6 protein-coding genes and 1 pseudogene are annotated in these 5,410 nt (G+C 44.6%); 3 read left to right on the top strand and 4 right to left on the bottom strand.

Features of this window, described 5'->3' with window-relative positions; translation table 11 throughout:
• From F6K46_RS37940 to F6K46_RS37930, 3 genes and pseudogenes are all read right to left on the bottom strand, one after another.
• A pseudogene (locus F6K46_RS37940) lies at positions 1-259 on the bottom strand (hypothetical protein); the annotation flags it as partial.
• 58 nt (positions 260-317) lie between these two features.
• Positions 318-1,664: a ribulose bisphosphate carboxylase small subunit gene (locus F6K46_RS37935; protein ID WP_293066550.1), complete on the bottom strand. Its 1,347-nt coding sequence runs from the start codon at positions 1,662-1,664 to the stop codon at positions 318-320.
• A 74-nt stretch (positions 1,665-1,738) separates the two neighbouring features.
• Positions 1,739-1,912, bottom strand: coding sequence for a hypothetical protein (locus tag F6K46_RS37930; protein ID WP_293066536.1), 174 nt, complete (start codon positions 1,910-1,912; stop codon positions 1,739-1,741).
• A gap of 8 nt (positions 1,913-1,920) precedes the next feature.
• On the opposite strand from F6K46_RS37930, the gene F6K46_RS37925 reads away from it, so the two are divergent.
• Complete coding sequence (locus F6K46_RS37925; RefSeq protein ID WP_293066539.1) at positions 1,921-2,196, top strand: hypothetical protein; 276 nt, start codon at positions 1,921-1,923, stop codon at positions 2,194-2,196.
• 67 nt (positions 2,197-2,263) lie between these two features.
• Positions 2,264-4,456 (top strand): polysaccharide biosynthesis tyrosine autokinase, encoded by a 2,193-nt coding sequence (locus tag F6K46_RS37920; protein WP_293066542.1) that lies wholly within the window; start codon positions 2,264-2,266, stop codon positions 4,454-4,456.
• A 34-nt stretch (positions 4,457-4,490) separates the two neighbouring features.
• Here the strand turns inward: F6K46_RS37920 and F6K46_RS37915 are convergent, their stop codons facing one another.
• Positions 4,491-4,763, bottom strand: a complete 273-nt coding sequence (locus F6K46_RS37915; RefSeq protein ID WP_293066545.1) for a hypothetical protein — start codon at positions 4,761-4,763, stop codon at positions 4,491-4,493.
• Between the two features lie 279 nt (positions 4,764-5,042).
• Here F6K46_RS37915 and F6K46_RS37910 point away from each other — a divergent pair, with 279 nt between their 5' ends.
• Entirely contained in the window at positions 5,043-5,288 is a 246-nt protein-coding gene (locus tag F6K46_RS37910; RefSeq protein WP_229415357.1) for a hypothetical protein, read from the top strand.
• The last annotated feature ends 122 nt before the right edge of the window (positions 5,289-5,410 follow it).

Here is a 5,410-nt window from a genome sequence, read left to right as displayed (position 1 = left end):
GGAATTTAGAATTTAGAATTGAGAATTTAGAATTTAGAATTGAGAATTGGGAATTGGGAATTGAGAATCGGGAATCGGGAATCGGGAATCGGGAATCGGGAATCGGGAATCGGGAATCGGGAATCGGCAACAGGGAATCGGGAATCGGGAATCGGGAATCGGCAACAGGGAACGCTAATATTACTCCCCATCTCCCACACTCCCCACACTCCCCACACTTCCCACACTCCCCCATCTCCCCATCTCCCCATCTCCCCATCTCCCCATCTCCCCATCTCCCTATCTCCCCATCTCCCTATCTTCAAGCAGGAGAGACCTCAAGGGCGTTGAATAATCTTTTCCAGAACCCGCCGCTTGGCTTTGGTGTCGATACCAATTAGGCGCACATACTCACCCTTATGCTCCCCTAAGCGTTCTGTCAAAGCAGCGATCGCGTCCGATACATTGTTTTCTGGTAATGGATTCCCACTTTTCCAAGCATTATTCTTAACGCGACGCTCATTACCGTATTCTAGGGTCAGGCGGTAACCTTGAGCCAAAAGCTCTCCAATCTGGTCTTGGGTTTCTAGATCTAATGCTAGATCTAATGGCTTTTTGCTACCGTTGTGCTGTCTTGTCTCAGAGTGATTTAACCCGTTCGTGACTTTAGGGCTAGTTGACTCACTGATGACTGGATTGGATACAGGTGCCTTGTGGTTTGCTTGAGGTTGGTCAGGGGTTGGGATAGTATAATTACTATTTGTATTAGTATTTGTATTACTTGCTTGGCTCGTCAGGGAGGGGACTTGATTGTACTCCCTAGCTAGTCCGCTGAGTTCCAACCGTTGCTGCTCAGCTTTAATCAGTTCTCCAAACTCAATTAAGCGGGAGATGCTAAAGTTTGGTGTTTCAAATTTGGGCGGTCCTTGCTTACTGTTGACTACACGAGAAGAAACTCGGTCTATACCAATATCGTAAATAAACTTACGGATTTGTTCATCGTAAATACGCGATCGCAAAGCACTGAAGAAATCAACCGCTTGATTGTCGAAGGTATCAATCAGTTGTTCAATCTCCCCGCTAGACAGTCCATCTCCGTGAAAGATACCACTAACAATACCAATCCGGTCTTCTCGGTTGGGCTCCCAGTAGAATTTGGTCATCCGACCATCCCGAGTCAAGGGCGCATAGAGAGTAGAAAAATCATTACCAGTGACAATAATCGGTACTCGGTGGATCGGTTGTGAGTCATAACTCCCTGGAAGTTGGACATTGGTGGGATTATCAGCAATGTTCATCAAAGTACCATGCACCAGCTGGGTATTTACCGTATATTGGGTGCGTTCATCGAACCGTCCCGCCCCAGCATCCAAGTCATTGATCATCAGCACACACATCTTACCCTTGACTCGGATCATTTCAGCGGTTTCTCGGTAGCGCAAGCGGATCAGACGGGCTGGATCCCCAGCATCTGGGCTTTCTAGCTCACCAGAAGACATATGAACCGCTTCAATGCCCATGCGCTCGAACACAAGCTCACACTGAAAGGACTTACCCTCCCCCTTCCGTCCATGAATTCCCAGAATTAGAGGCACACGGACATGAGGTATGTCAAGGAAGTTTTTAGTGATGTGAACGGCCAGTTTATCGATAAACCGGGGAGAAATGTAATAGTGCTGGGACATACAAACAGGTGCTCTGGTGATAATCTGGTCAAATCCGGCAATTTTTAAGCCTATTGGAAATACTACAGCGTTTTTCACTTGCCTGAGGTAATTACGCCAGTGGGTTTTAGGGAACAGGGAATAGGGAACAGGGAATAGGGGGTTTCCATGGGGCTTACAGCGATGCAGCGCGGTCTTGGGGAGCCAGTGCGGTCTTGGGGGTTCCCCCCATGAGCAACTGGCGTGGTTTCCCCCATGAGCGACTGCATCAAGACAGGTGCATGCACGTGACACACACAGCAAAATTGACCATGAGCGACTGCATCAAGACAGTGATAACAATCAATTTTACTCCTTAAATAGTCAAATATTATCACTGTTCCCCCTTAGCCGTTCCCTGTTCCCTACCTTTACAGGTAAATTTTCAACTTTAGCAATCCGTGTAGGAATTGTGAGAATTTTTGATGCCATATTCCCTGTTCCCTGTTCCCTGTTCCCTGTTCCCTACCTTCAACAACAAACAGTAATCAAATTGGCGTATTGGCACAATTGATAATATTGGCTGGGCTAGGATATCCCTAAATAAGCATCAGGTACTTAAATTTTTTCTTGAGCTATTTATGGAGTCTCCTGAATCCTCAAGGTTTGAACAATATTGGTGGATCCTGAAGCGACGTTGGCTACCAGCTTCCGGTATTTTTGTATCAGTTTCTGTGATTATGTCTTTGGTGGCATCATTTCAAAAACCGGTATATGTAGCCCAAGGATTGCTGTTATTTAAGCGGCTTAATACGACGTCTTCAGTCACCGAAGTAGGTAAAGAAATCGGTATCTTACAACCTCTGGTAGACCAAAGTAATCCTCTAGATACAGAAGCCAACATCATGATGTCTGAGCCTCTGGCTCAAAAGACAATCACCGCACTAAATCTTACAGATAATCAGGGGAAACCTTTAGCAATTAAAGACTTTTTACACAATGTCAGTGTTACCAATATCCGGAAAACTGATCTTCTAGAAGTGTCTTACCAATCTCAAGACCCTAAAGAAGCAGCAGCAGTTGTTAATCAACTAATGAGTATTTATTTAGAAAATCACTTAGATTTTCAACGGGCTGAAGCTGTAGCTGCTCGGAAGTTTATTGAGAAACAGTTACCTCAAGCAGAAGCTACTGTTAGTAAAACAGAAGCAGCTTTGCGTCAGTTCAAACAAGAGAATGAAGTGATATCCTTAGACGCAGAAGCTCGCTCAGCTATCGAGGTGCTGACAGATTTGCAAAAAGAAATTGCCCAAAATCAGTCTAAAATGGCTGATGTCAATGCCCAGTACGAATCGCTCCAAACACGATTGGGCATGAACTCCAAGCAAGCTATCGCTCTAACGGCTCTCAAGCAGTCTCCTGAGGTGCAGGAGGCACTCCAAGAATTGCGCCAAGTGGAAGTTGAACTGGCCCTTGAGCGTAACCGTTTCCAACCCACCCATCCCACAATTGCTAAGTTAGAAAATAAGGTAGCCAGCCTAAAAGGTATCCTAAACCAGCGAGTCAAACAGGTTTCTAAGGCTAAGCCGAAATCTCATAGCCAGCTTTTTCAACTGGGCGAGTTACAACAAGACCTGACTAAAGAGCTAGTAGAATTAGAAGCAGCTCGTTTAGGTTTGGCGAATCAGACTAAAGCCTTAGTCAATGCCCAAACCGCTTACCGAAAACGACTTAACGATCTCCCTAGACTGGAACAACAGCAGCGGGAGTTAGAACGGCAACTTAATGTTTCCCAATCAACCTATTCTCTGTTGCTAAATAAGCTTGGAGAAATTCAGGTAGCGGAAAATCAAAACATGGGTAATGCCCGCATTATTGCCGGGGCTCAGGTGCCGATGATTCCGATTTCGTCTGCTAAGATAGCCTATATTGCTGCTTGCTTTCAGGGACTGTTGGCCACCGCAGCAATTATTTATATTTTAGAAACCAGAGATAAATCCCTGAAAACCATTAAAGACGTTAAGCAATTATTTAAGTTTACCTTGCTGGGTGTGATTACCCACTTTAATAAATCTCAATTATTAAATCCATCACAGGAAGTTTTAGATCCATTTACGCCCCAAGTTATTGTTCGGAATACGCCTCGGTCTCCCATCAGTGAATCCTATCGGATGCTGCAAGCAAATCTCAAGTTTTTGAGTTCAGATAAAGCCCTCAAGGCGGTGACTGTAACTAGTTCCTTACCTCAAGAAGGTAAGTCAACGGTGTCTGCTAATTTAGCAGCAGTGATTGCTCAGCGAGGAAGTAAGGTATTGCTAATCGATGCTGATCTCCATAAGCCTGTACAACATCGAATCTGGGATTTGTCCAATGAAGTGGGCTTGAGCAATATGCTTGTTAATCAAGTTAAATTAGGGGATGCCATTAAACCAGTAATCGAAAATCTGGATGTCCTGACCTCTGGAGTAGTACCTCCTAATCCAGCAGTGCTTCTGGATTCCGAGCGGATGGCTTCATTGATTAACCATGTTGCTAGTCGTTACGACTTTGTGATTATTGATACCCCTTCTTTAAACGTTGCTGCTGATGCTCCTATCCTAGGAAAAATGACCGATGGTGTGCTGTTAGTTTCCCGACCTGGAGTGGTAGATTCCGGTAGTGCTGCTTTCGCCAAGGGGCTTTTGGAGCAGTCTGGTCAGACTGTTCTGGGCTTAGTCGTTAATGGCGTGATTCCTGATAATGAGCCTAACAGTTATTACTATTTTTCTCAGGAATACATTTCAGATGATAGCGTTGCTCTTAATAGAATACTTGATGTTGCTAGTTATGAGTAATTAGGTTCAAAGTCTGCATTAACATTTCCTCTAATCATCCCGTTCTTTTTCCACGTCCACCGAACCGACGAATATAGCGGGAACCAATCCGGACTATCCAGATTTGAGCATCTGGGTGACGGGCTTCGAGGCGATCGCAAGCGGCTATTTCCCTTGGGTCAACCTCAAAATCGCCTGTTTCAATATCAATGGCAACAATCTTGCCGTAATTCCCTGCTTCGACCTTTGGACGCACCAGAGTTTCATAGATTTCATCACCACGTCGAGCAAATTCTTCTTTGCTGTATCGGGGTTGTTGGACTGTCATTGGAATGATATTGTTTGAGCTTTACGCCTCTATTTTAACTTGGTCGTGGGGCGCACTCATCAAGCAGGATTCCCATAGGCTGTCAGCAGTAATGCCTTAACTTTATTCACGCTAACCATAAGTAGACAACCTAAAGTGGTTGGTGTAAACCTACTATTAGCTTGGTTCGTCGTTAATTCAATAATCCCCTATTTCCACTGATTTACTTACTCAGTTTGGAGGGAATACTGGTGAAAATTAGAGCAATTCTCTAAGCTAACAATATTGAGGAATACTGATATGGATGAAGTGGTTAGAAAGGTTGCTGCACTAGGCTTACCTGGTGTGATACTTCTGATTGCTATGGCAACAACGGGATTCACTGGAGCAGCGGCAATCACAGCGGCTTTGGCAATGTTAGGTCCATTCGGAATGATCGGAGGCATTGCTTTTCTTGGGGTTGTGGGAATAGCTGCTGATGGCTTATCGAAATTCGGACTTGAAGCGTTACCGAAAAAATTGGGTAATCGCGCCCCGTCCTTATAGAACCTATTTGAGATCTTTTTAAGCAGTAGCTAATCTTTTCAACATCAGTCGAACAAAACACAAACCTTACTTGGTATTAGCATGCTCAAGAGTCATGCACAAAATTCTTGACCAAACTCTTA

Source organism: Moorena sp. SIO3E8 (assembly GCF_010692445.1).
GTDB classification, from domain to species: Bacteria; Cyanobacteriota; Cyanobacteriia; order Cyanobacteriales; family Coleofasciculaceae; genus Moorena; species Moorena bouillonii.
This window is presented reverse-complemented; position numbering and strand designations above follow the sequence as displayed.